Source organism: Streptomyces sp. DSM 116793, assembly GCF_057320905.1.
This window is the reverse complement of record NZ_CM170494.1, coordinates 8865821-8889326: the sequence shown is the minus strand read 5'-3', so window position 1 is coordinate 8889326 and position 23506 is coordinate 8865821. Positions and strand designations below refer to the sequence as shown.

21 protein-coding genes are annotated in these 23506 nt (G+C 71.5%); all 21 read right to left on the bottom strand.

The genetic code is table 11. The features are described 5' to 3' along the window. Positions 1-14: 14 nt before the first annotated feature. Positions 15-515, bottom strand: coding sequence for a nuclear transport factor 2 family protein (locus ACSMXW_RS35155; RefSeq protein ID WP_485802404.1), 501 nt, complete (start codon positions 513-515; stop codon positions 15-17). Then, the gene (locus ACSMXW_RS35150) at positions 512-1408 is read right to left on the bottom strand and encodes an alpha/beta hydrolase (protein WP_485802403.1); all 897 of its coding nucleotides are present in this window, start codon (positions 1406-1408) and stop codon (positions 512-514) included. The genes ACSMXW_RS35155 and ACSMXW_RS35150 overlap by 4 nt, the downstream gene beginning before the upstream one ends. Further along, the gene (locus ACSMXW_RS35145; protein ID WP_485802402.1) at positions 1395-3455 is read right to left on the bottom strand and encodes an alpha-1,4-glucan--maltose-1-phosphate maltosyltransferase; all 2061 of its coding nucleotides are present in this window, start codon (positions 3453-3455) and stop codon (positions 1395-1397) included. Before ACSMXW_RS35145 ends, ACSMXW_RS35150 begins: the two co-directional genes overlap by 14 nt. Then, the gene (locus tag ACSMXW_RS35140; RefSeq protein ID WP_485802401.1) at positions 3452-4237 is read right to left on the bottom strand and encodes a TMEM175 family protein; all 786 of its coding nucleotides are present in this window, start codon (positions 4235-4237) and stop codon (positions 3452-3454) included. Before ACSMXW_RS35140 ends, ACSMXW_RS35145 begins: the two co-directional genes overlap by 4 nt. Positions 4238-4271: 34 nt before the next feature. Beyond that, positions 4272-4973: an SDR family oxidoreductase gene (locus ACSMXW_RS35135; protein WP_485802400.1), complete on the bottom strand. Its 702-nt coding sequence runs from the start codon at positions 4971-4973 to the stop codon at positions 4272-4274. Then, positions 4970-5677, bottom strand: coding sequence for an EthD domain-containing protein (locus ACSMXW_RS35130; RefSeq protein ID WP_485802399.1), 708 nt, complete (start codon positions 5675-5677; stop codon positions 4970-4972). The genes ACSMXW_RS35135 and ACSMXW_RS35130 overlap by 4 nt, the downstream gene beginning before the upstream one ends. 23 nt (positions 5678-5700) lie before the next feature. After that, on the bottom strand, positions 5701-6294 hold the full coding sequence (locus tag ACSMXW_RS35125; protein WP_485802398.1) for a DJ-1/PfpI family protein: 594 nt from the start codon (positions 6292-6294) through the stop codon (positions 5701-5703). Positions 6295-6327: 33 nt separating this feature from the next. Beyond that, entirely contained in the window at positions 6328-7998 is a 1671-nt protein-coding gene (locus tag ACSMXW_RS35120) for a thiamine pyrophosphate-binding protein (RefSeq protein WP_485802396.1), read from the bottom strand. Positions 7999-8037: 39 nt separating this feature from the next. After that, positions 8038-8865, bottom strand: coding sequence for a type 1 glutamine amidotransferase domain-containing protein (locus ACSMXW_RS35115; protein ID WP_485802395.1), 828 nt, complete (start codon positions 8863-8865; stop codon positions 8038-8040). Positions 8866-9019: 154 nt separating this feature from the next. After that, a complete protein-coding gene (locus ACSMXW_RS35110) occupies positions 9020-9328 on the bottom strand; it encodes a muconolactone Delta-isomerase (RefSeq protein ID WP_485802393.1) in 309 nt (102 codons plus the stop codon). Between the two features lie 73 nt (positions 9329-9401). Further along, entirely contained in the window at positions 9402-10439 is a 1038-nt protein-coding gene (locus ACSMXW_RS35105; protein WP_485802391.1) for an ankyrin repeat domain-containing protein, read from the bottom strand. Next, complete coding sequence (locus tag ACSMXW_RS35100; protein ID WP_485802389.1) at positions 10436-10894, bottom strand: nuclear transport factor 2 family protein; 459 nt, start codon at positions 10892-10894, stop codon at positions 10436-10438. The genes ACSMXW_RS35105 and ACSMXW_RS35100 overlap by 4 nt, the downstream gene beginning before the upstream one ends. A gap of 94 nt (positions 10895-10988) precedes the next feature. Continuing rightward, the gene (locus tag ACSMXW_RS35095) at positions 10989-13145 is read right to left on the bottom strand and encodes an AGE family epimerase/isomerase (RefSeq protein ID WP_485802388.1); all 2157 of its coding nucleotides are present in this window, start codon (positions 13143-13145) and stop codon (positions 10989-10991) included. After that, on the bottom strand, positions 13142-15286 hold the full coding sequence (glgX, locus tag ACSMXW_RS35090) for a glycogen debranching protein GlgX (protein WP_485802386.1): 2145 nt from the start codon (positions 15284-15286) through the stop codon (positions 13142-13144). Before glgX ends, ACSMXW_RS35095 begins: the two co-directional genes overlap by 4 nt. A gap of 319 nt (positions 15287-15605) precedes the next feature. Beyond that, positions 15606-16304: an SDR family oxidoreductase gene (locus tag ACSMXW_RS35085; RefSeq protein WP_485802384.1), complete on the bottom strand. Its 699-nt coding sequence runs from the start codon at positions 16302-16304 to the stop codon at positions 15606-15608. Positions 16305-16332: 28 nt separating this feature from the next. Then, positions 16333-17658: a nucleotidyltransferase family protein gene (locus ACSMXW_RS35080; RefSeq protein WP_485802382.1), complete on the bottom strand. Its 1326-nt coding sequence runs from the start codon at positions 17656-17658 to the stop codon at positions 16333-16335. A gap of 374 nt (positions 17659-18032) precedes the next feature. Continuing rightward, a complete protein-coding gene (locus ACSMXW_RS35075; RefSeq protein WP_485802380.1) occupies positions 18033-19088 on the bottom strand; it encodes a bile acid:sodium symporter family protein in 1056 nt (351 codons plus the stop codon). Between the two features lie 200 nt (positions 19089-19288). Continuing rightward, complete coding sequence (locus tag ACSMXW_RS35070; RefSeq protein WP_485802378.1) at positions 19289-20155, bottom strand: isocitrate lyase/PEP mutase family protein; 867 nt, start codon at positions 20153-20155, stop codon at positions 19289-19291. Positions 20156-20837: 682 nt separating this feature from the next. Beyond that, positions 20838-21020 carry a hypothetical protein gene (locus ACSMXW_RS35065; protein ID WP_485802376.1) on the bottom strand — a complete coding sequence of 61 codons (183 nt, stop codon included), beginning with the start codon at positions 21018-21020 and terminating at the stop codon, positions 20838-20840. 95 nt (positions 21021-21115) lie between these two features. After that, a complete protein-coding gene (locus ACSMXW_RS35060) occupies positions 21116-22627 on the bottom strand; it encodes a SulP family inorganic anion transporter (RefSeq protein WP_485802374.1) in 1512 nt (503 codons plus the stop codon). A gap of 73 nt (positions 22628-22700) precedes the next feature. After that, the gene (locus ACSMXW_RS35055; RefSeq protein WP_485802372.1) at positions 22701-23294 is read right to left on the bottom strand and encodes a carbonic anhydrase; all 594 of its coding nucleotides are present in this window, start codon (positions 23292-23294) and stop codon (positions 22701-22703) included. Between the last annotated feature and the right edge of the window lie 212 nt (positions 23295-23506).

The window sequence follows — 23506 nt, the reverse complement described above, 5'->3', positions numbered from 1 at the left end:
GGTCTTCGTTCCCGTCAGTCGGCGTAGGTGAGGTCGGCCCGCACGATGCGGTCGTCCTCGATGGCGAAGGCGTAGTGGGCGCGGAACCCGCCGGGGCCCGCCGGGGCGACGTGCACGAGCAGCGTGGTGCCGCCCCGCCGCGGCGTGGCGTCGAGCACGGTCAGCTCGCCGCCGATCACCTCGCGGGCGGCCCAGGCGCGCACGGCGCCCCGGCCGCGGAACTCCCGGCCCGGCTCGGTGACCACCGGATCGTCCGAGAAGGCGGCCATCAGCGCGTCGAGGTCCTCGTCGGCCACCGCGTCGACGTACGCACGCGCCGCGGGCGGCAGAGAGCCGAGGGCCGCGGCGGCGGAGCCCGTGGACGGCGCGGCGGCCGGCGGGCCCTGCGAGCCGGCCGCGGCTCGGCGGGTCTCCTGCTGCCCGTCGGCGGGCAGCAGGAGCACGGCGGCCGCCGCCGCGCCGCCCGCCAGGACCGCGATGACCACTGCCGTGCGCAGGCGCGGTGCCCGGATCACGCGCCGGCCGCCAGGGTGCCGCCGAAGTGCCGCACCACGTGGTCGAGGGCACGGGTGACGGTCGGTTCGTCGTCGTAGAAGTCGAACTGCGTGCCCTCGGTCCAGACCAGCCGGCGCGCGGCGGGGCGGCGGGCGGCGAACCGGCGGGCGCCGTCCGGGATGGCGGCCGTCTCGCTGTGCACGAGGAGGGCGGGCTGGGTGAGGCCGTCTGCCGCCGGCACCGGGTCGAAGGCGAGCCACTCCGGCCAGGCCATCACGGCGAACCGGTTCGGCCACTGCGGGATGGCTCCCCGGTCGCTCCTCAGGTAGTAGTCGAAGGGCCCGTACATCGCGGCTGCCGGGTCGTCGGCGCTGGCGGCGGGCACGTAGTCGACCTCGCCGGTCTCCCGGAAGCGCTCCCGCGCCTTCTCACCGGCGGCGATGCGCTCCCGTACGCCTTCGGCCCCGCCGTACAGGGCCTCGACCAGCTCGCCGTCGTGCAGCCAGGGCGCGACCAGGGCGACGGAGCGCACCTGCGGCAGGCCGGCGGCGGCGACGGCCGTGTAGCCGGCGCCCGCGCAGATGCCGAGGGCGCCGATGCGCTCGGCGTCGATCGCGGGGTGGCCGGCGAGGAAGGCGGCGGCGGCGCGGATGTCGCGGATCTTCTGCGCGGGCGACTCGACGTTCCGCGGGCTGCCACCGGACTCTCCGTACCCGGTGAAGTCGAAGGCGAGCGCGGCGAAGCCCAGGTCCGCGAGACGCCGTGCGTAGTGGCCGGCCATCTGTTCCTTGACGGTGAGCCAGGAGCCGGAGACGACGACGGCGGGCAGCCCGCCGGTGCCCTCGGCGGGCAGGTGCAGGTCGCCGGTGAGCGTGGTGCCGTGGCTGGAGAAGGTGATCTTACGCACGGGCATGAGGGGTGCCTTCCTTGCCGGAACGAAGGGTGAGCAGGTGCGCCGGGTGGCGCCCGGGATCCAGGCGTACGTACGCCTGGTGGCCCCAGGTGTAGGTCTCGCCGGACAGCTCGTCGTGCCAGGTGAGCCGCTCGGGGGCGAGGCCGGGCACGGTCGGGTCGAGCCGGACCGTGGCCTCCTGGGTGTGGTGCGGGTCGAGGTTGACGACGACCAGGACGGTGTCGCCCCGGGTGTGCTTGGAGTACACGAGCAGCGCGTCGTTGTCGCAGTCGTGGACGTGGATGTTGCGCAGGTGCTGCAGGGCGGGGTGCGCCCGGCGCACGGCGTTGAGCCGGGTGATCAGCGGGGTGATGGTGCGCCCCTCCCGTTCGGCGGCGGCCCAGTCGCGGGGCCGCAGCTGGTACTTCTCGCTGTGCAGGTACTCCTCCGTGCCGGCCCGCAGCGGTGTGTTCTCGCAGAGTTCGAACCCGGCGTACATGCCCCACGACGGGGAGAGCGTCGCGGCGAGGACGGCACGGACGCCGAAGGCGGGGCGGCCGCCGTCCTGCAGGTACCCGGGGAGGATGTCCGGTGTGTTGACGAAGAAGTTGGGCCGCAGGTAGGCGCCGGTGCCGTCCGTCACCTCGTGGATGTACTCGGTGAGTTCCCGCCTGGTGTTGCGCCAGGTGAAGTAGGTGTACGACTGCTGGAAGCCGCCGGCCGCGAGCGCCCGCAGCAGTGCGGGCCGGGTGAACGCCTCCGCCAGGAAGATCACGTCGGGATCGGTCGCGTTGATCTCGGCGATCACGCGCTCCCAGAAGAGCAGCGGCTTGGTGTGCGGGTTGTCGACCCGGAAGACGCGTACGCCGTGCGCCATCCAGAGGCGCAGCACGCGCAGTGTCTCGGCGAGGATGCCGTCGAAGTCGTGGTCGAAGTGGACGGGGTGGATGTCCTGGTACTTCTTCGGCGGGTTCTCGGCGAAGGCGATGGATCCGTCGGCGCGGTGCGCGAACCACTCGGGGTGCTCGGTGACCCAGGGGTGGTCGGGCGAGCACTGCAGCGCGAAGTCGAGCGCCACCTCCATGCCCAGGGCCCGGGCGCGGCCCACGAAGTGGTCGAAGTCCTCGAACGTGCCGAGGTCGGGGTGGATCGCGTCGTGGCCGCCGGCCGCCGAGCCGATCGCCCAGGGCGATCCGACGTCGTGGGGGCCCGCGGTCTCGGTGTTGTCGGGCCCCTTGCGGTGTGTGCGGCCGATGGGGTGGACCGGCGGCAGGTAGACGATGTCGAAGCCCATCGCCGCGACGGCCGGCAGCCGGTCGGCGGCGGTGCGCAGCGTTCCGCCGGTCGGCGGCCCGTCCGGGTCCAGCCGGGCGCCCTCGGAGCGCGGGAACAGCTCGTACCAGGAGCCGTACAGGGCACGGCGCCGCTCCACCAGCAGGGGCAGCGGCCGGGATGCGGTGAGCAGGTCGCGCAGCGGGTGGCGGCGCAGCACGGCGGTGACGCCCGGGGCCAGCGCGGCCGCCAGGCGTGCGCCCGGCTCCCGCCGGGGGTCGGCGAGAGCGCCCGCCGCGGCGCGCACCAGGTCCCGGCCGCCGGAGTCGGGCATCCCGGCCGCCGCGCGCAGGTACAGCGCGGCGCCCTCGGCGAGTACGAGGTCGGTGTCTATGCCGGCCGGGATCTTGATCGCGGCCGCCTGCTGCCAGGTGGTCAGCGGGTCGCTCCACGCCTCCACCGTGTAGGTCCAGGTGCCCTCGCGGTCGGGGGTGACGTCGGCGCCCCAGCGGTCGGTGCCGGGCGCCAGCTCGCGCATCGGGGTCCACGGGCCGGGGCGGCCGTCGGGGTCGACCAGCAGCACGTCGGCGCCGACTGCCTGGTGGCCCTCGCGGAACACGGTGGCGCTGACCTGGAAGGTCTCCCCCGGCACGGCCTTGGCGGGGCGCCGGCCGTGTTCCACGAGCGGCTGCACGTCGCGGATCGGGATGCGTCCGGCGGCCCGGGACCAGCGCGTGGCGGTGCGCGGGGCGGCCGGCTGTGCGGCGGCGGCAGGGTGCGGTGCGAGCGTCGTCATGTCGTCCCCCTTCGCCCGCACACATGGCAGGGGACGCTCGCCGGGGCCGCGGGCAGCGCCGGGCGGGTCATGGCAGTCTTCTCGTCCTGTGGCCCGGTCCTGACCTGCTGCTCCGGGTGCGCGCCGAACACCTCAACCATGTACATGATCAGGAGCACGCCGAACATGGTGAGGCTGGCGACCGCACTGAGCAGACCGACCACGGTCGCACCCAGGTACATCACCGGACCCCGCAAGAAGTGCTTGCCGAGCGCACTGGCCTGCTCGACGGTGATCGTCTCGCCGAGGTGGCGGTGCCCCCGCGAGGCGTAGATCCAGATGGCGTTGAACGGGATGCCGCCCAGGGTGAGCGTCAGGCCGTACACGATGGCGGCCGTGCGTTCGCCGTGCCCGGTGCTGAGTGCCTCGGCCAGCAGGTCGGCGGGGAACGGGATGAACGCCACGTCGAGCAGGAGGAAGAGGTTGAGCACCAGCAGGGTGCGGTCGACCTTGCGGATGTGGAACAACATCGTGTGGTGGTTGGTCCACACCACCCCGATGATCAGGAAGCTGATGAGGTAGGCCAGGTACGACGGCCACATGTGCAGCAGGGCACGGGCCAGCGAGCCCTCGGCCCTCGGCACCTTGATCTCGATGACGAGCAGGGTGATGGCGATGGCGAACACGCCGTCGCTGAAGGCCTCCAGGCGCGACGAGTCGACCTCCACCACGTCTTCCGCTTCGGGATGGCGGTGCTGGTGGTGAGGCGGGTGGGTGGGGCGGTCCGGCACGGTCTCCTCCATGTCGGTCTCGGTCGGTGCGGCGCCGGGGCGGGTGTCACCAGGGGATCGGCCGGCGTTCCCGGAAGAAGCCGCCGGTGGGGCCGGAGTCGGGCAGCGCGGCCAGCCAGACGACGGTGTCGGCGCCCTGCTCCGCCGTCAGCGGGGCGGCCCGGCCGCCCATGCGGGTGCGCACCCAGCCGGGGCACACGGCGTTGACCTTCACGTCCGGCGGGACGCTCGCCGAGACCGCCAGCGTCAGCGCGTTCAGGGACGCCTTCGCGATGCCGTAGGCGGCCGGCCCCGGGACGCCGTCGGTCAGCGACCCGAGGCCCGAGGAGACGTTGACGACCCGGCCCCAGCCCTGCCGGACCATGGCCGGGACGAACGCCTGGCAGGTGCGGAAGGCGCCCAGCAGGTTGACGTCCAGGGAGTGCCGCAGCCGGCTCTCGCCGAGCGAGAAGAAGGGCTCCGTGGGGTGAACCCCGGCGTTGTTGACCAGGATGTCCACCGTGATTCCCGCGGACTTCAGACGCTGCGCGCACGCCTTGACGCTCTCGGGCTCGGTGACGTCGAGCACCTCGGCCCGGGCCGTGAGGCCCTGGGCGCGCAGGCGCTCCACGGCCTCCCGGCCGCGCGCGGCGTCGCGCGCGGCCAGGACGACCCGGTGGCCCCGGGCCGCGAGCTGCCGGCCGGTCTCCCAGCCGATGCCCCGGTTGCCGCCGGTCACCAGGGCGGTGCGCTGCCGTTCGACGGTCATACGGGGGCGCTCTCCGAACCGATCAGCCAGTGCTCCCGGACGGCGAGCCGGTGGCGGTAGCGCGGCTCGGTGAACTGGGCGAGGTCCTGCTCGACCTGTTCGAACTCCGGCGACCCGACGGCCCTGCGGAGCGCCTCTTCGCCGGGGAAGGAGAACAGGTGGGCCGCGTCCAGCGGCGCCTCCGTCACCGCGTAGGCGCCGTCGCGCGTGAAGCACTGCATATAGCGCTCCAGGCCCGGCACCTCCAGGGCGAGCTTGGCGTGGGCCTCCAGGCTGCGACCGCGGAACTCCGCCACGGTGCTGCCGGCGGCACGCTTGAGCAGCACGATCAGCTTCACCGGGTGCGGGGCGCCGGCCGGGCCGGCGCGCAGGACGTGCGCGTCGGTGTCCAGGACGACGGTGCGCCAGAACGCGGCCCAGTTGGGCTCGTCGCGGCGCGCCCCGTCGAGGAACTCGGGGGTCTGCAGCGACGCCAGCTGCTCCTCCTCGTCGGCCAGCCAGATCTCGGCGACGCCGCTCCACAGCGGGTCGTCCTCGCCGCCGGCGGTCCTGCCGGGCAGCGGGATGCGGGTGTCGACGCAGTACTTGCGGATCTGCGGGATCTTCGCGGCGTAACGGGGACCGTGCACCTCGACCCAGTAGCGCTGGAAGTCCTGTTCGCTCATGCCCGGCCTGGGGTGGGCGAAGATCAGTTGGTGGATCACTGTTGTCTCCCGGTCGTGGGCGGTCAGGCGGCCGCGGGCGTGCGGGCCGCGCGCCGCGCGGTGAGTTCGATGAGGGTGCGCGCGAACAGGTGGCAGTGCGCGCCGGTGCGCGCGGTGACCAGGTCGCCGTCGACCACGACGTCCTGGTCGACGTAGATGCCGCCCATGTTGCGCAGGTCGCCGAGGAGGTTGTTGTGCACCACGGCGCGCCGCCCGCGTACGGTCTCCGGGATCGGTGCGGCCAGCCACATGCCGTGGCAGATGATCCCCTTGACCAGGTCGGGGTCGGCCATGGCGCGGCGCAGCAGGTCGGTCGCCGGCGGCAGCACATCGGGGTGCTCGGTGTAGCGCAGCCGGTCGGCGACCATTCCGGAGGGCACGATCAGGGCGGAGTACTCGGCGAGCCGTTCGTCGTCCAGGTCCTCAAGGCTCTCGCTGACGGTGAAGGGCATCCGGTGCTCGTGCCCCTGGAACATCAGCTCGTCATTGCCCCACAGACGGCTGAGGAAGTGCACCTCGGCGCCCTCCTCGGGGAACCGCTGCTGGTAGTAGAGGATCTCGGGTTCGTAGAAGTCGTTCTCCAACAGGACGGCGATCTTGTGTCCGGTCAGGCGCATGAACGCGCTCCTTGTCTGGAAGCCGGGCGGTGCTCAGCCCTGGCGGCCGGTCATGAGGTGGATCAGGAACGGGCCGGGGGCGGCGAGCATCGTCCGTACGGCATCGGCGACCTGGTCGGGCTTGGCGACGGTCAGGGCGGGCACGCCCAGGGAGGCCGAGAGCCCGCTGAAGTCGATCTGCGGCGACAGGTCGAACAGGGCCGGGAAGTCGTGGCGCGCGATGTCCTGCCGGCGCCAGTACTGCTCGATGTTGTCCTTGAGCAGCTCGTAGGCGCCGTTGTCGCAGATGACGAACTTGGCGTCGACCCCGTGCCGGGCCGCGGTCCACAGCGCCTGGATGGTGTACATGCTGCCGCCGTCGCCGGTGACGCCGACGACGGTGCGCCCGGGGTGTGCCAGCTTGGCGCCCACGGCCCCGGGGATGCCGATGCCGAGGGAGCCGCCGCGGGTCTGGAACCAGTGCCCGGGCCGGGTGGGCGGCAGGTGGCGCAGCAGGTCGGGCTCGCTGGTGAGCGCCTCCTCGAAGACCACGGCGTCGGATGGCAGGCGGCGCCCCAGTTCCTCGAAGAACACCGCCGCGGGCATGGGCAGTCGGTCGGCGCGTGCCCGGTCGGCGGCCTTCTCCCGCTCGGTCCGCTCCCGCTTGCGTACGGCGAGGAGTTCGACGCGGGCCGCCGCCGCCCGGCGCTGCTCCGGTGTCATACGGCTCCGCAGCGCCCGGGCGAGTGGGCCCAGGGTCAGCCTGGGGTCGGCGACGACACCGAGGTCGACCGGGAAGTTCTTGGCGATGGCCTCGCTGTCCAGGTCCACGTGGACCACCGGCGCGCCCGGCGCGAAGACACCGTCCAGCGCCGGATACACCTCGGGGAACACATAGGTGCCACAGATCAGGACGGCATCGGCGGCGGCCGTCACACGGCTGCTGTGCTCGCCGAACATATGGCCGAGCTGCCCCTGGTAACAGGGGTGCAGGAAGGACAGGTTGACCTCGGCCTCGTCGGCGCCCCACACCTCGGCGCCCCAGGTGGTGGCCAGCCTCCCGAGCTCGCGCTGCGCGCCGGAGAAGTGGACACCGTCGCCGACGAGCACCAGGGGGCGCTCGGCCCCGGCGAGCAGCGCGGCGGCGTGCGCGACGGTGTCCCGGGACGGGGCGACGGCGGTGTCCAGGTGGCTGGTGGGCACGGCGGGCTCGTCGGTGGGGCGGTCCATCACGTCGGCGGGCAGCACGACGAGCACCGGTCCGTAGGGCGGGGTGGCGGCCGTCTTCATGGCCCGGCGCAGCGTCCGCAGGGTCGAGCGGGGCTCCACGACCCGGGTGGCCCACTTGGTGACCGGGCGCGCCATGCCCACCAGGTCGGCGGCCATCTGACCCTGCATGTTCTCGTAGGCGAGACCGGCCTCGCCCACCAGGACCACGATCGGGGCATGGCCGCGCATCGCCTGGTAGAGCATGCCGATGCCGTTGCCCTCGCCGACGCCGGAGTGCAGCTGGACGACGGCGGGTGCGCGGGTGGCGCGGGCGATGCCGTCGGCGATTCCGACGGCGACCCCCTCGTGCAGGGTCAGGACGTATTCGATCTCGGGGAACGTGCGCAGCTCGTCGAGGAACCCCTGCTCGACCGTGCCGGGGTTGCCGATCAGGTGGCGCACGCCGTCGGCGGCCAGCTGTTCGAGCAGGGCGACCCGTGCGGGCCTGCTGGGCATCGCGGTGCCTCCTTGCTGGTCAGGGTTGGTCGCGGCCGCTCAGAAGCCCCACCGGCGCAGCCCCTGCTCCAGGACCTCGACCATCTTCTGGCCGGTGAGGTAGGAGTCGGGCGTGGAGCGTCCGGTGATGAACGGGTAGTCGACGACGACGGACGTGGTGCGGCCGAAGTTGCCGATGTAGGCGCCGTCGGGGGCGGTCGCGTCGCGCAGGATGTACTCCAGCGGGTACGGCGGCGGCCCGATCACGAAGTCCGTGTTGAGGAACCCGGTGCCGTCCTTGTAGTCGTACTCGATGCAGTGCCCGGTGACGTGCTTGTTGCGGATGATGCTGGTGCGGTTCTCCTGATCGCGGGCGAAGGCGAGGCAGGCGACGCCGTAGCACTCGGCGCCCACGGGCCTGTCGAGCGCGTGGAACGCCAGGACGAGCGCGTGCACCCGGGCGTTGTTGGCGAGATCGACGAGGGGTCCCGAGCCGCCGACGATGAGGATCGCGTCGTACGTCTGCTCGATCTCGGCGCGGATCTCCGCCAGGCGCGTGTGGTACGCCTCCCATCTGCGCAGCCAGTCGCTGTCGCTGCGGTAGGGCGCCTCGGGCAGCCAGGACGACAGGTCGAGCGGGTCGTCGAGCCGGTCGGAGGCGTCCAGGGCGCGGACCTTCGCGGCCATCTCGGGGGTGGTGACGCTCCGGCCGAGCGGCGGGTCGACATAGTCGGGGTCCATGCTCGGCGGAAGGGCGTGGGCGCGCTTGCCGGTGGGCGTGGCGAAGGTGACGCGGTAGCCGGCCTCGTCGAACGTCTCCAGGGGGCCGACGAGTTCCTCGCCCCAGTAGCCGTACTCGGAGAGCACGAGAAGGATGTGCTTGCTCACGGAAGTCTCCTCTTGGATGAGCGGACGCGCGGGGCCGGGCCCGCGGCGGGCCCGAGCACGGGCCGGGGCAGCGCCCGGGAGCCGGGGGCGGTACGCGGTGGGCGTGGGCCGCGGCCACCGCGGGCAGGGGCCGGGCGCGGCGCCGGCGGGCGGGTCAGACCCGGTAGCGCTGCTTGACGTCCTCGGCGAAGCCCAGGTAGTCGCGGAGCGGCCACACCTTCTCGAACTCCAGGTACTCGCGCATGGGCAGCCGGCCCAGGGCGGTGCGGTCCAGCTCCTCGGCGTCGGGCGAGTCGATGATGGCGATCACGCGCTTCTGCGCGGCGACCTTCCAGATGCCGACGCAGAAGCCGGACTCCACGGTCTCGGCGGCGTGCTCGGCCTCGTCCTGTTCGATCTCCCACAGCTCGTCGAGGGTGATGCGGCCCTCGTGCTTCCACTTCATCTGTACGTAGAACAGCATGCGAACTCCTGTGTAGAGGCGGGGAAGCCGGGCGCGGCGGCGGTGACTGGGGGCCCACCGCGGCGCCCGGTCCTCAGGTGGCCTGCCGGCCGCCGCGCAGCGCGGCGGTGAGCGGGTGGTTCCCGCCGAACTCGTCCGCCGCGAGGTCGGCCGGGAGCTTGCCGTCGTGCCCGGCCAGGTCGGTGCGGGCACCGGCGGCCAGCAGGATCCGCACGCACTCCTCGTAGCCATGCCAGATGGCGTCGTGCAGCGGCGTGTAGCCGTTGGTCGCGCCCTGGAAGTCCAGGTCGACGCCCGGGTGGGCGACCAGGAGCCGGGTGATGTCGGCGTGGCCGTTGTAGACCGCCTTGTGCAGCGGTACGGCGCCGAAGCAGGGCTCGATGGCGTTGACGTCGGCGCCCGCGCCGAGGAGCACCTCGACGATCTGGGTGTGTCCGTCGCGCGACGCCACCAGGAGCGGTGTGTGGGCGTCGTTGAAGCCGTTCAGGTGCGGGAAGCGCTCGTCGGGGGCGGCACCCGCGGCGAGCGCCGCCCGGGCGCCGGCGGTGTCCCCGGCGGTGACCGCGGCCATCAGGCGCTGGGCCTCGACGGCGGCGCCGTCCTGTGCGCGCCGCCGCTTGAGCAGTCCGTCGGCGCGCTGCAGCAGGTCCTTGCCCCTGGTGTTGACCTGGAGCTCGTAGTCGAAGTGCTGCTGGAGGGTGAAGCCGTAGTGCGTGCTGAGTTCCAGCCCCGCGCCCTGCTCGAGGAAGTACTCGACCAGCTCCGGGCGCTTGTACCACAGGGCGTCCATCAACGGGGTGTGCCCGGTGGTGGGCGCCACGGCGTCCACGAACGCACCGGCCTCCACCAGGGCGCGGGCCACCTCCAGGCTGCCGCTCTGGCATGCCTTGTGCAGGGCGGTGGCGCCGGCGCGGCTGTCGGCGGTGAGCGGATCGGCGCCGGCCTTCAGCAGGACCTCGACCGTGGCGGCGTCACCGCGGCCGGCGGCGGCCATCAGAACGCTCAGTCCGCTCGCCGTGTCGCGGGTGTTGGGGTCGGCACCGGCCGCGAGCAGCTCCGCTGCGGCAGCGGTGTCCCGGGCGTTGACCGCGGCGATCAGCGCGCCGCTCATGCGGCCTCCTCGGCGGGGGCCTCGCCGCGCAGGGCGCGCACGATGCGGGACGGGTCGGTGTAGGACTTCCAGCGGACGATCCTGCCGTCGCGGACGGTGAGCCACTGGATGAACTCGATGTCGAACGGCTGCCCGGTGGCCTTGACCACGGACTGCTCGTGGATCACACCCGCGGCCTCGGTGCCGTCGACGCTCAGGCGCACCAGTTGCTCGGAGACGACGTCGACGTCCCCGGTGAACACCGTGAGGCTGGCGAGGACCGCCTCGCGGCCGTGCACGGTGCCGATCCACTTCATGTCGTCGTTGTAGCCGGGCACGATGTCGTAGTTGATCCACTCGACGTCGTCGGCGAGGCAGTCGAGCGCGGTCTCGAAGTCGCCGCCGGTCAGGGCGGTGAACCAGCGCTGCGCGACCGCCCTGGTGGCTTCGGTCGTGGTGATGTCCGTCGGGCTCATGCGTACTCCCGGTTCGGTGGTGTCGGCGTACGGAGCGGGCCGGTCGGCCCCCCGGTGGGTTCCAGGCGGGGATGGGCGGGGATGGGCGGCGCCGTCACGGCGCAGGCTGCGGGTCCTCCAGGACGAAGGCGTCGGTGGCCAGCAGGGCCCTGGTGACGTCGGGCAGCGCGCACCCCACGATCACGAAGTCGGTGTCCAGGCCCATCTTGGCGCGCTGGAAGAGGAGTTCGTTGATGGCCGGGCGGCAGATCTCGGTGACCTCGCACAGGTCGAGTTCGACGCGGCTCGGCGCGGGCTCCAGGGCCTCGCTGACGACATGGCGGAACTTCTCCAGCTCCGACAGGTCGATGGCGCCGCGCAGCCTGACCCGGGCGACCTCGCCGTCGTACTCGCTGCGCGCCCGCAGTTTCATACGGGTCGGCGAGATCTCGGCCCGCACCCGCACGGGTTCGTCGTGCTCGGGCAGCCGGACGGTGAGCAGGCGCGCGTCGAAGTCCTCGTGCGGCGCGCCGTTCACCCAGACCCGGCTGAGCTCGACGCTGCCGGGCGGCAGCAGGTCGGGGGCCACGTGCAGCACCCGGCCGGGCAGGTCGCCGGGGTTGGGCCGGAAGTGCAGGGTGAGGGGTTCCTCGGTGAGCAGCAGGCCGATGTAGGCGGCGGCCAGGTAGCACAGCTCCATGGAGTGGTAGCCGGCCATGGAGTGGCTGCCCTTGAGCCGCTCGGTGCCCAGCAGGTACGGGATGCCGTTGGCGAGCACGTTGAAGTAGACGCCGCCGTCGTCGTAGTCGAGGAAGAAGGCGTTGTGGAACGCCGCCGCCTCGCGGGCGAGCCTGCGGTGCTCGGGGTCGCTGGTGGTGCCGGCCAGGATCAGGTAGGCGAGGATGGCCTGCTCCTGCTGCCACCACGCCTTGCGGTCGTGCCAGACGAGCCGGTGGATTCCGGAGTCCGGGTCGGGGGTGCGCTCGACGACGTCGTACCAGCCGCCGCGCAGTTGGTCGCTGCCGACGGCGGGCATGATCTCGGCGATCCGCTCGGCCGTGCGCGTGTAGCCCTCCTTGGGCCGCAGGGAGTTGATCCGCGTCAGGTTCCAGGCGATCTTGAGGTTGTGCCCGACGACGGCCCGGTTCTGCTGCCAGCCCCAGGTCTTGTCGTGGCTCCAGTCCTCGTGGAAGCGCTCCTGCACGAACGGGCTCGCGGGCTCGTCGGGCAGGTGCGTGACGATGCAGTCCGCGGTTTCCTCGAGCAGCGCGGCCAGGTCCTCCCGGCCGGTCGCCAGGTAGGCGTTGATGAGGTAGGCGGGTGCGTGGTCGCCGATGGAGTTCCAGTTCTTGCGGGCCCGGTTGCCGCCGAGCGAGTCGGCGCGCGGGTCGAGGGTGACCGGGTCGATGTGCGAGAAGAAGCCGCCGTGCCGGTCGTCCCGGAAGTAGCGGTCGAACAGCACGAGGGTGCGGTCGATGTCCTCGAGGATCCGGCGGTCGCCGGTGATCCGGTAGGTCTGGGTGGGGCCGGCGAGCGCGTAGATCTGCTCGTACATGGGGATGGCGTCGTAGTCGTCGCCGAACTCCGAGGCGAACACCTTGCGCTGCCCGGTCGGGGTGATGTCGATGGCGTGGTACCAGTAGGTGAAGCCCTCGCGGTCGTCGGTGACCCGCATGTGCTCGCGCAGGTACGCGGTGCCCGACTCGGCGGCCTCGAGGAAGCGGTCCTCGCCGGTGAGCAGGTAGGCGGTGGCCAGCCCGTAGACGAGGCGCGAGATGGTGTCGGTCTCCTGCCTGATGTCCTGGTCGGCGAAGTCCGGCAGATGGGTGCCGGAGAGGGTGAGCTTGGTGCGGAAGTTGCGCCAGTCGTATGTGCCGTCGGGGAAGTGGCCGCGCAGGTAGAAGTCGGCCACCTGGACGGCCTGCTGGATCCACCAGCCGGGCCGTTCGAAGACGTAGTGGCCGCGGCTCTCCTCGGGGAAGGTGAGTTCCTTGGCCTCGAAGCGCTCGTTGCCGTCCCAGCGGTAGAAGATGCCGTGCACGAAGACGAAGCGGCCCTCGGCGAGCATGTCCCGGGTGGCGCCGGTGGTGTCGCGATAGCCGTCGCCGAGGTTGCGCACGATCCGGGAGATCACGTTCTCCGCGAGGTGCACGGTGAACTCCCTGCCGTCCGAGGTGCGCAGGCCGAAGTGGTCCTGGGACGGCGAGTATGCGGTGACGTACCCGGCGACCAGGTCGGAGTCGGTGCGCCGGGTGCCTGCGGGTGAGCTCATCGGATGGTCTCCCCATCGTCGGGCAGGGCGGCCAGGAGTACGACACTGCGGCCCTGGGCGTGGTAGACGGTGCCGTCGACGGGCCGCTCCTCCCCCGGGGCCAGCACGTCGTCGGGGCTGGCGTGAGCGGTGTCGAGGACGCGGGCCCAGCGGTGCCCCGCGATCTCGGGCAACTCGAAGTCGAGGCCCAGGTGGTACATGTTGAGGATCAGGTGGAGGTCGGGGTCCTGCTCGTCGCCGGCCAGGGTGAGCGCGAGGACGCGGGCGTGCGGGTCCTTCCAGCCGGGCCGGTGCAGGGCGGTGCCGTGCCAGGCGACCTCGGGCACGCCCCGGGCATTGGTCTCGGCGGAGAAGAACCGGTTGGCGCGGAAGGTCCGGAACCGCTTGCGCAGCGCGAGGACCCCCTGGAAGTAGCCGCGCAGGTCGCGCGCCTTCTCGGCCTGCTCCCAGTCCAGCCAGGACGTCTGGTTGTCCTGGCAGTAGGCGTTGTTGTTGCCGCCCTGGCTGTTGCGGAACTCGTCGCCGGCCAGGAACATCGGCACACCCCGGCTGAGCATCAGGATGGCGGCGAAGTTCTTGATCTGGCGGAGCCGCAGGCGGTCCACCTCGGGATCGTCGGTGGGTCCCTCGACGCCGCAGTTCCAGCTGAAGTTCTCGGCCGCGCCGTCGGCGTTGCACTCGCCGTTCGCCTCGTTGTGCTTCTCGTTGTAGCTGACGAGGTCGTTGAGGGTGAACCCGTCGTGGCAGGTGACGAAGTTGATGCTGTTGGTGGGCACTTCCCCCTGCGGCCCGTAGAGGTCGTCGGATCCGCCGAGTCGCTTGGCCACCTCTCCGATCACGCCCGCGTCGCCGCGTACGAAGCGCCGCACGTCGTCGCGGTAGGGGCCGTTCCACTGCGCCCAGCGCTTTCCGGGAAAACGGCCGACCTGGTACAGGCCGCCGCCGTCCCACGGCTCGGCGATGATCTTCGTCTCGGCGAGGGTGGTGGACAGCTCGATCCCCCACAGCACCGGCGGCACGTCCAGAGTGCGCCCCATGGGACCGCGGGCCAGCTCGGACGCCAGATCGAAGCGGAACCCGTCGACGTGATGCTCGCGCACCCAGTACTCCAGGGACTCCAGGATCAGCTTGGTGGCCATCGGGTGGTTGGCGTTGATGGAGTTGCCGCACCCCGTGAAGTCCATGTAGTGGGCGCGGTTCTCCGGCCACAGGTGGTAGTACGCCTCGTTGGCCTGGCCGCGGAAGCTGATGGTGGGCCCGAACTCGTTGCCCTCGCTGGTGTGGTTGTAGACCACGTCGAGGATGACCTCGATGCCGGCCCTGTGCAGCGCCTTGACCATGTCGCGGAACTCGGTGATGTGGGTGGCCAGGTGGGGCGACGTGCAGTAGCCGGTGTGCGGGGCGAAGAAGCCGTAGGGGTCGTATCCCCAGTAGTTGGGCAGCCGGGTGCCGTCGCCGAGGGTGCGCAGCACGTGGTGCTCGTCGAAGTCGAAGACGGGCATCAGCTCGACGGCGGTGATGCCGAGTTCCCTGAGGTACGGGATCTTCTCCACGACCCCGGAGAAGGTGCCGGGGCTGGCCACCCCCGAGGTGGGCGAGGAGGTGAAGCCCCCCACGTGCATCTCGTAGAGGACGGTGTCGGCCATGGGGGTGTGCAGTGGGGTGTCGCCCTCCCAGTCGTAGTCGTCGAGGTCGACGACGAGCGAGCGCATCGAGCAGGCGACGTTGTCCTCGGCGCTGGTGGCCATCACCCTGTCCCACACCGAGTTGACGTTGGCGCAGGCGTAGGGGTCGAGCAGCACCTTCTTGTGGTTGAAGCGCGTGCCGATGCCGTGGGTGTCCACCGGCCCGTCCATCCGGTAGGCGTAGACCTGGCCCGCACGCAGGCCGCGGACATGGCAGTGCCAGAAGTGGAAGCTGCGGTTGGCCACGGGGTCGAGAGAGATGACGCGGGCCGGTTCCGGGTCGTCGCAGCGGTCGAAGAGCAGCAGGTCGACCCGGGTGGCGTGCTCGGAGAACACCGAGAAGTTGATGCCGTCGTCGTCGACGGTGGTGCCCAGGGGCTGGGGACGGCCTCTGGTCACGACGGACTCGTCGGCGCCAAGGACCTGCCGCTGGTGGGCAGGGCTCTCGCCAGGCATGTCATCACATCCTGATCAGCGCAGGGGGTGCGCACATCGGGGGCGGGTGAGCGGGGCACCGGCGCTGGTCGGGGCGCCGGTGATGGTGCGGGACAGTGGTGGCGGTCGGGGCGCTGGCGACGGTATGGGCGCGCCGGTGGCGGTGGCGGTGCGGGGCACCGATGACGGTGCGGGGGTGACGGTGCTGGGCACCGATGACGGTGCGGGAGTGGCGGTGCTGGGCACCGATGACGGTGCGGGAGTGGCGGTGCTGGGCACCGATGACGGTGCGGGAGTGGCGGTGCTGGGCACCGGTGGCGGTTGCGGGCACCGGAGCGGGTCAGGGCACCGGCAGCGGGTCGGGGCGCAGAGCGGCGAACAGGGTCCGCCACTCGTCGGCACCGCGCTGGGGCGCGCCCGACTCGTTGTAGATCTCGAAGGTCTTGCCCACGGCCTCGTCGTCGCGGAGGGCGTACAGACAGGCCTCCGCGACGTCGTGCCGGCTGACCCGGCCCTCGCCGCGGTCGCCCTGTTCCAGGCGCACCCTGTTGGCGTGTCCGGGCACATCGGTCAGCCAGCTCGGGCGGACCACGGTGGCGTCGAGGCCGCTGGCACGCACGGCGTCCTCGCCGCGCAGCCGCCAGTCGAGCAGGTGTCCGTAGGAGTTCATCGGGTGGTCCCCGCGGGTCACGTAGATCTGGCTGACCAGCACGAAGCGGGGCTGTGCCGCCTGGGCGCCGGCCAGGTCGAGCACGCTGCGCACGCCCTCGTACACCGTGGCGCGCGGGGAGTTCGGCCCGTCGTCCTCGGTGCCGGGCTCGACGCAGAACACGACGGCGGCACAGTCGCGCAGCGGCGCGGCCAGGGAGCGCGCGTCGCGCACGTCGCCCTGGTGGTACTCGGCCTCGGGCGGGACATGGCGCCCCGGTTCGGGACGCCGGCCCACCACGCGTACCCGTTCGCCACGGTCGGTGAGACGGCGGGCGAGCAGCCGGCCCGTGCGGCCGGTGCCGCCGATCACCACGGTCGGTCCGTCCATCGCTTCCTCCTGGTTCACCGTCGCCGGGTCAGACCCAGCGCAGTACGTCGGCGGGCTCGGTCAGACGGGTGCCGTTCGGGACGCCGGAGAGCGCCGGCACCCGCAGCCTGGGGTGCACGCTGATGCCGGCGAGACGCACGCCGGCGCTGAGCCGGGCGCCGTCGCCGAGGGCGGTGTTGCCCTCCAGACGGGCGGGCCGGCCGCGTGCCGAGTCCACCTCGGACATGGGGCCGAGGTAGGTGTCGGTGATCTGTGCGAACGGCCCGACGACGGCGCCGTGGCCGACGATCACCCGGTGCAGGCTGGCGCCCTCGTGCAGGTCGACGCTGTCGCCGATGTCCGCGTGCGAGAGGTGCACACCCGGCCCGATCTCGACGTGCTGGCCGATCCGCACCCCGGAGCCGATGGTGACCACACCGTCCTCGATCTTCTGAGCGAGCGTGGTCCCGGTGGCGGAGTCCTTCGCGTAGAGGCTGCTCTCGTGGATCCAGTACCGCGGCGAACGGCTGGTGGGCTCGCCCAGCAGGCCGTTGAGGGTGGCATAGCCACCGCCCAGCACGTCGCCGACGGCGGTCAGGTAGTCGTCGACGGTGCCGAGGTCGCCGAGGGCCGCGATGGTGTGTGCGGCGACGGGGTATCCCCTGTCGACCAGCCAGGGCAGCAGGTGCAGCCCCCAGTCCAGGCGCTGCCCGGCCATCCGCAGCAACTCCGGCTCCCGGGCGATGACCCGGATCCGGGCGCAGTCCACCAGATACATGCCGGCGCTGGTGCGCACCCGCTCGGCACCGGGGAAGACCCGGTGGAGCCGCTCCAGTCCGGGCTTCTCGACGAAGCCGAGGATCCGGGCGCCGTCGGAGCGCATGACGCCGTACTTGCCGGCGACCTCCCTCGGTGCCCGCTCCACCGAGGCCACCGTCACCACGGCACCGGTGTCGCGCTGGGTGGCCGCCATCTCGTCGAGCGAGAAGTCGAAGACCGAGTCGACGGGCAGCACGAGCGCCTGCTCGTCAAGGTCCCACTGCTCCAGGTTGTGCAGTGTCGCCGCGCCCGACCCGACGTTGTACCGGTCGAGCCGGGGGCGCGAGTACTGGATCTCCACGCCGTAGCGCTCCCCGTGCCCGAGCAGCAGCTGGATCTGGTTGCGGTTCTCCAGCCCCTGGGCCACCACGTAGAAACGCCGGATGCCCTGTTCCCTGCAGATGTCCACGACCCACTCGACGAGCCGTCGACCGGCGAGCGGGATCAGGGCCTTGCTCCGTACGTAATCGGCGGACTCCAACGTCACGGGCTGCGCCCGCTCCCCCCGTCCGCCGGCCAGAATGATGCCGACCGTGTTCTGCCTCGTGCTGCCCATCCCACCCCTCCGTGAGTGCCGAACAGCGTCGAACATCCATACAACAAGTCGAGTCATATGGAGTCAATCAGCCAGTCAAGGCACTGTGTGCCCGTCACGACACACCGGGAACTCCGCGCGACCGGACGGCGTCACCGCTGGTGAGCGGCGCGCCCGTCCGGAAGGAAGGGGGATGAGCCGTGAGGGCGCCTGGAGCAGGGCACGCCGGGCGCGCCGGGCGCTCAGCCGTCAGAGCACTGGACGGCTCGTCGATGCCGTCGGCGAGCACCACCGGACAGCGGGCGCCCGCTGTCCGGCCCCGCCGCCGGGAGCGCCCGTCACGCTGTTCACCGGAAGTGCCGCCCGGTGATGTCCGTGCCGGCCGGCACCCGCCGTCATCGCCGCAGGCCGGGGGCGTGCCGCGGGGTATCGGACGCGGGCTCCGGGGTACCGTCCGCCTGGTCGGCGGCGCGGGCGCGGGACCAGCGTCGGGCGAGCGCGGCACAGGTCATCAACTGCATGGTGTGGTACAGCATCAGCGGCAGCACGATCAGGCTCACCTCGGCCTCGGCGAACAGCACCGTGGCGATCGGGAGGCCGCTGGCCAGGCTCTTGGTGGCGGCGCAGAACACCACGGTCATCCGGTCCTCGCGAGGGAAGCCGAGCCACCGGGCGGACCGCTCGGCAAGCCCCAGCACCAGTGCCAGCAGCACCCCGCAGAGCGCCACCAGGAACAGCAGGCGCGGGGTGGAGACCCGGCTCCAGATGCCCTCGTTCATGCCCTCGCTGAACGCGGCGTAGACCACCAGCAGGATCGAGCCACGGTCGGTGAGGGTGGTGAGCAGTTTGTGCCGGGAGATCCAGTTCGAGATCCAGCGGCGCACCATCTGCCCGGCGAGGAAGGGCAGAAGCAGCTGGACGACGATGTCGATCACGCGCTCGGCGGAGAAGTGGACGGCACCGTCGCCGTCCCGCAGCAGCAGTGCGGCCAGGGCCGGGGTGAGGAGCACTCCGAGCATGTTGGAGAAGGACGCCGAGCAGATCGCGGCGGCCACGTTGCCGCGCGAGATCGACACAAAGGCCACGGACGACTGCACCGTGGACGGCAGCAGGCACAGGAAGAGCACCCCGGTGGCCGACTCGCTGCCGAGCAGGGCCGTCGGCAGCAGGCCGGCGGCCAGGCCGAGCAGGGGGAAGACCGCGAACGTGAACAGCATGATCGGCACGTGCAGGCGCCAGTGCCGCAGTCCGGCCAGCGCCGTCTCGCGGGAGAGCCGGGCGCCGTAGAGGAAGAACAGCAGCCCCACCGCCACCTTGGTGGCGGTGTCGAGCACGTCGGCCGGTGCGCCGCGGGCCGGGACGAGCGCCGCCAGACCGACCGTGGCGAGCAGCGCCACGACGTACCAGTCGATGCGGCGCAGCAGACTGTGCGGGGCGGTGAGAGGGGACATCGACAGAGCCGGCCTTCCGGGGAGGACGGGACATGAGCCGGGGACATGGGGAACCAGGGCACGGGCTGATCGACGTCTCACCCCCGCGCCCCTCCGCGCCGCGCCGCGGGACCGGCGCGCGTCATACCGCGGAAGGGCGGGGCCCCGGGGCCTTGGCGGCTCGGCCGGAGCCCCGCCCGTGTCAGCGAGGTGCGCGGCCGTCAGCCGACGACGGCCTCGGCGGGAGCCCGGTCGTGGTGCCGGCTGATGTTCTTCTCCAGCAGGGCCAGGGACTCCGGGACGCCCACGCTCTGCGGGGTGTGCTCCGGAAGCCGGCCGTCCGCGCCCTTCAGCTCGGTCAGCGCCCTGTCGATCGCGGTCTGGGCCGCGAACAGGCACGGGGTGCTGTAGATGGCGACGTTCACGCCCAGCTCGGACAGCTCGGGCAGGGACAGCCGCGGTGACTTGCCGCCCGCGATCTGGTTGAAGAGCAGCGGCTTGTCACCGATGACCGCCCGCACCTTGCGGATCCAGTCCACACTGCGCACGCCGTCCACGAGGATCACGTCCGCGTTGGTCGAGGCCAGCGCCTTGGCGCGGCGCAGGATCTCGTCCTCCTCGGTGGCGTCGGTACGGGCCACCACCACCAGGTCGCGGCGCGACTCCAGCACCATGGTCAGCTTCTCCAGATACTCCTCCAGCGGGAGCACCTGCTTGCCGTCCACGTGTCCGCAGCGCCGCGGCCGCTTCTGGTCCTCCAGGATCACCCCGGAGGCGCCGATCGCCTCCAGGTGCTGCACGACGTGGCAGGCGGTCTCGGGATCGACGTATCCGTCGTCGATGTCCACCAGCAGGTGCTGCCTGGGGAAGGCCAGGCGCAGCCGCTGCACGAAGTTGACGATGTCGGGCCAGGCGATGAACCCGATGTCCGGCAGTCCGTAGTGGGAGGCGGCGAAGCCGAAGCCGGAGACGAAGATGCCGTCGTAGTGCTGGGCCGCCACCGACGCCGAGAACATGTCGAAGACGCCGATGAGCGGGGTCGTGCCGTTTTCGGCTATCGCAGCGCGTAGCCGACTGGGGTGATTCACGGGTACTCTCCCGGGTGTTGGTTACGTTGACGTGTGTCCTGCCGGCCTCTGCCTGCGAAGCTCCGGCCGGCGACGGTGGCACAACGCGTCAGCGGGCTGTGCCGGGGGCTTGTGCCGCGTCGTGCGGCGCGCCCCCGGCCTGTGCGTGGTCCTGTGCCGTTGCCAGCGACTGCATGCGTGTACGCACCTGTCCGGACGAGACAGGGGAAGACGCGCTCTCGAGGTTCCCCTGCAGGGAAGAGAGTGTCAGGTAGAGGTCGGTCGGCACTGACCGTCAACACCTGATCACTTTCAGGAGCAGATTAACCAAGAGCTGGTCATGCAACAACAAGTTCCAGGTAAACAGGGGCGCCATCGATGATTTTCCGTCGATCGGCAAGAGAGCCCTGAGCAGGCATTCAAGGCCGTACGGACGTGCCGCCCCAGGCCCTCAGTGCGACCGGCAGTGCCACGACCACAGATGACCCGTCACCCGGTCGGTTGCACCGGCGCCCGGAGGTTGTCGTATGCGCGACCCGTTCACGGCGGCGCTCCCTTTGCGCTTCTTGACACGCCTTCTGCTCCTCTTCCTGCTCCGTCCGGCAACGTCCGCCACGCGGCGCTCCGGCGCCTCCCGCTCCCCCTGTCCGCTCGCGGCCTCCGGCGCCAACGGAACCGTGGAATCAGCAGGTCACCACGGATGTCACCCGGCTTGCTCCGCCGTGGTGGCGGTCGTCTCGGCGGTCCCCTCCTCGCCGTCCGGAGGCGTCACCCGGGTGTCGCCGGTGTTCTCGTCACCCTCTTCACCACCCCTTTCCAGGGCGAGTTCTCTGGCTCGCTTCTCCGAGTACAACCGCATTTCAGCCTCTGACCTGAGTTCGAACACCGTTGCCTCCTTCGAGGTTCTCCGTGCTGCGGGGTGCCGTGGTGCGCTGCCCCTCGCCCGGTGCGGGCGAGGGGCAGCGGAGAGTGGGTTCTGCCCTATGGCCGTGCGGCCGGGTCGGGGGCGGTCGCGCGTTCGAGATGAACGGCCGGCCGGGCCTGCGCGAGCGTCCCGATCGTGGTTCCCCGCTGCTGTGCCCAGTTCTCCAGGGTCGTACGGCAGGCGTGGTCGAGGTGGCGCAGCTCCGACAGGTCGAGCTCGACCGGGTGGTCGTGCGGGAGCCCCTCGAGGGTTTCGAGCATGCGGGGCAGGCGGAGGAAGGTCGCCGAACCGGTGATGGCGACGATGAGGCGGCCGTCGGTCGTCTCGTGGACGTCGAGGTGGATGTGGGAGGTCTCCCAGGCGGACTTGACCACGGCGAGGACGAGGCCGACGAGGACGCCCTCGAACATGTTGGTGGTGATGATGCCGATCGCGGTGACGGCGAGGACGAGGGCTTCGCCGCGGTGTGTACGCCACAGGGGCAGGAGTTCCCTGACCGGGATGAGTTTGCAGCCGGCGTGGATGAGCACCCCGGCGAGTGCGGCCAGCGGGATGATGCCGATCGCGGCCGGGAGGAGTGCGGCGAAGAGCACGAGCCAGAGTCCGTGCAGGACGCGGGAGAGCTTGGTTCTGGCTCCTGCCTGGACGTTGGCGGAACTGCGCACGATGACGGCGGTCAGGGGCAGTGCCCCGAGGACGCCGCAGATGGTGTTGCCCACACCCTGGGCCATCAGCTCCTTGTTGTAGTCGGTCCGCGGGCCGTCGTGCATGCGGTCGACGGCGGCGGCGCTGAAGAGGCTCTCGGCCGAGGCGATGAGCGCGAAGGCGAGCACCGTACCGAGGGCGGCCAGGCTGCCCAGCGAGGTGAAGTCGGCTCCGCCGGGCGGCTGGACGGCGGCCAGCAGCCCTTGCACCTCGACGCGGGGCACCGACCATCCGGCTGCCGCCGTGGCGGCGGTGGCCAGGGCGACCGCGGCAAGCGGTGCGGGGACCAGCTGGGCCCGGGACGGGAGCCTCTTCCACAGCACGAGGACGGCGATGGTGGCCGCCCCCACGGCGAACGCGATCAGGGCGTCGCCGGAGGTGGCGATCTCGGTGACCAGGTGGGGCAGTCCCGCGATCTTGTCGATTCCGGAGCGGGGCTGCCGGACGTCGGCCATGGTGTAGAGCTGGCCGAAGATGAGAACGAGTCCGATGCCGGCGAGCATGCCATTGACGACGGCCACCGATATCGCACGGAAGAGGCGGCCGAAGCGCAGGGCTCCCAGCACGAGTTGGATCACGCCGGCGGCCATGACGATGGCCCCCAGGGCGCCGAGGCCGTATTCGTGCACGGCCTCGAAGACCAGGACGGTGAGGCCGGCGGCGGGCCCGCTGACCTGGAGGCTGCTGCCCGGCAGGAAGCCGACGACCAGACCACCGACGATGCCGGTGATCAGGCCCAGCTCGGCGGGCACCCCCGAGGCCACGGCCACGCCCACGCACAACGGGAGGGCGACCAGGAAGACGACGAGGGAGGCCAGGACGTCACGCCGTAGATGGACGGGCTTTTTGAGGTTGAAGAGCATCAGTGGAATTCCTCGCACAGGGGAGGCGGAAGGGAAGAGGTACTCGGCTGCCCGTGAAACGGGCGGATGCGGGTCACAGCGGCCGGAAGGACTTGTCGCCCGGCCTGTACTCCTTCACGACTCCGGTGTGCACCTCGTAGTACCAGGCGTGCGTCGTCAAGGCCCCCTCTCCGATCCGTTCCGCGACGCAGGGGTGGGTGCCCAACCGCTCCAGCTGAGCGACCGCGTGGCGCTGGACGGCCTCCGCGAGGTCGGGGGAAGGGGGTGCGGCCGTCTCGGGCCGCGATGCCGCGTGCTCCAGCCAGCCCTGGACGGCCGGGATACCGGAGAGATCGTCCTCGCTCACCAGCGCGTTGACCGCGCCGCAGTGGGAGTGTCCGCACACGATCACATCGCGGACGCCGAGCACCCGCACCGCGTACTCGATGGTGGCCGTCTCGCCGGTGGGGTGGTCACTGCGGTATGCGGGCACGATGTTGCCCGCCGTCCGTAGTTCGAACAGTTCACCCGGCCGGGCGCCGGTGATCAGCGAGGGCACCACACGCGAGTCGGAACAGGTGATGAACAGCGCATCAGGGCGCTGACCCGCCTCAAGGGCGCGGAACTCCTCGGCACGCTCCCTCACATGGGTCGTGAATGATCGTGCGTTGTCAATCAGGGACTTCATGGTGGCCTTTCTCCTGCGTCCACGAACCTGCGTCCGGGCGCGGTGTGTTCAGGTCATCAGCGGAAGGGACGGGGACCGGCGTGCCCGAAGGACGGGACAGCCGGGTTCTCGCGTCATCGTCGACGCGAAGAGGTGGTTCGGTGGCCGCGCCCGCTACGCGGAGCGCGTCACCACCGCGCGGCAGCAGGCGCGGCACCGTCTGTGGCCCGGGA

Bases quoted from the DNA above. Each gene is read 5' to 3' on its own strand.
- ACSMXW_RS35140 (WP_485802401.1), bottom strand. From the start codon at position 4,237: ATGGAGGAGACCGTGCCGGACCGCCCCACCCACCCGCCTCACCACCAG.
- ACSMXW_RS35085 (WP_485802384.1), bottom strand. From the start codon at position 16,304: ATGGACGGACCGACCGTGGTGATCGGCGGCACCGGCCGCACGGGCCGG.
- ACSMXW_RS35120 (WP_485802396.1), bottom strand. From the start codon at position 7,998: ATGCCCAGCAGGCCCGCACGGGTCGCCCTGCTCGAACAGCTGGCCGCC.
- ACSMXW_RS35080 (WP_485802382.1), bottom strand. From the start codon at position 17,658: ATGGGCAGCACGAGGCAGAACACGGTCGGCATCATTCTGGCCGGCGGA.
- ACSMXW_RS35075 (WP_485802380.1), bottom strand. From the start codon at position 19,088: ATGTCCCCTCTCACCGCCCCGCACAGTCTGCTGCGCCGCATCGACTGG.
- ACSMXW_RS35125 (WP_485802398.1), bottom strand. From the start codon at position 6,294: ATGCGCCTGACCGGACACAAGATCGCCGTCCTGTTGGAGAACGACTTC.
- ACSMXW_RS35055 (WP_485802372.1), bottom strand. From the start codon at position 23,294: ATGAAGTCCCTGATTGACAACGCACGATCATTCACGACCCATGTGAGG.
- ACSMXW_RS35100 (WP_485802389.1), bottom strand. From the start codon at position 10,894: ATGAGCCCGACGGACATCACCACGACCGAAGCCACCAGGGCGGTCGCG.
- ACSMXW_RS35135 (WP_485802400.1), bottom strand. From the start codon at position 4,973: ATGACCGTCGAACGGCAGCGCACCGCCCTGGTGACCGGCGGCAACCGG.
- ACSMXW_RS35150 (WP_485802403.1), bottom strand. From the start codon at position 1,408: ATGCCCGTGCGTAAGATCACCTTCTCCAGCCACGGCACCACGCTCACC.
- ACSMXW_RS35145 (WP_485802402.1), bottom strand. From the start codon at position 3,455: ATGACGACGCTCGCACCGCACCCTGCCGCCGCCGCACAGCCGGCCGCC.
- glgX (WP_485802386.1), bottom strand. From the start codon at position 15,286: ATGCCTGGCGAGAGCCCTGCCCACCAGCGGCAGGTCCTTGGCGCCGAC.
- ACSMXW_RS35110 (WP_485802393.1), bottom strand. From the start codon at position 9,328: ATGCTGTTCTACGTACAGATGAAGTGGAAGCACGAGGGCCGCATCACC.
- ACSMXW_RS35060 (WP_485802374.1), bottom strand. From the start codon at position 22,627: ATGCTCTTCAACCTCAAAAAGCCCGTCCATCTACGGCGTGACGTCCTG.
- ACSMXW_RS35095 (WP_485802388.1), bottom strand. From the start codon at position 13,145: ATGAGCTCACCCGCAGGCACCCGGCGCACCGACTCCGACCTGGTCGCC.
- ACSMXW_RS35105 (WP_485802391.1), bottom strand. From the start codon at position 10,439: ATGAGCGGCGCGCTGATCGCCGCGGTCAACGCCCGGGACACCGCTGCC.